The organism is Paenisporosarcina sp. P5_A11, assembly GCF_056400705.1.
The window spans coordinates 1-924 of the sequence record NZ_JBFUKT010000370.1; the positions used below are offsets into that span (position 1 = coordinate 1).

The following is a 924-nucleotide window of genomic DNA, read 5'->3' on the forward strand; positions in this document are numbered from 1 at the left end:
AAAAAAAACGTGTTGCTCCCACTTGCTCTTCTTTCAATTCAGACCATCCCTCCTCTTCTAGAGCTGTTAAATATTCCTTACTAATCCCTTGTGGTTCATTTTTATTAGAATACCGGTACTTTTGAAATGTTATTACGTTTGGATTATTAGCCTCACTGTCTACAGGAGTTGCCCCGACGGGTATTGGAAAGTCCTTAATAACTTCTGAGGATTCAAATCCTTGCTTAGCGCAACCGAATAATATAAGTAGTAAAAGAAGAAATATAGCAGTTAATTTTCTCATAATTTAATTCCTTCCAGTAAATGTTTTTGTATTATTTGTTATAAAGAATTATACACAAAAAAATTTAAACAACAAAATGTTCCTAGTAAAATAAAAAAGTGTGATATATTAGTCGAGTTGTAAAAATATGTTTTTTATTTCACCTATGAAAGAGGGAGAAATTGTGAAACTTTTGTCGCGTGTAATTCTTATTTCATCATTACTATTAGAGGGACGGCTTTCGGAGAGTTGAATTCGAGTGCGTATGCAGCAGAGTTTGATAACGAAACTATTAAGAAAGTCCATAGCTTAAAAAAATTAAAACTTCCTAAACTTTTGAGCTTACCTGCCTAAGTTAATTCTATTCTTCATTAGTTAAAACTACGAAACACAAAAAGACCCGATTCGCTTTTTGGCGATTCAGGTCTTTTCATATTAGCTTGAAATTACTATGATTCTATTTATGAGAAAATCGCTCGTTGTTTATCTAACCACGTTTTCATTGTTTTGAACAATAAAATGATCACGGCAGATAGCAACAGACCTTTGATTAAATTAAATGGCAGAATACCTAATAAAATTGTATTGCGTAAAGCAGTACCTGTAATTTCAGGCATATTCAAGAAGTATGTGTACATTGGTAAAAATATTGCGTAATTTAA

The 924-nt window shown here is 31.8% G+C and carries 1 protein-coding gene and 1 pseudogene; both read right to left on the reverse strand.

What is annotated here, in order from left to right:
- Positions 1–283 (reverse strand): hypothetical protein (locus AC1DOS_RS20335; protein ID WP_477538939.1); only part of this gene is annotated, 283 nt, incomplete at its 3' end.
- A 440-nt stretch (positions 284–723) separates the two neighbouring features.
- Positions 724–924: pseudogene (locus tag AC1DOS_RS20340) on the reverse strand (riboflavin transporter FmnP); the annotation flags it as partial.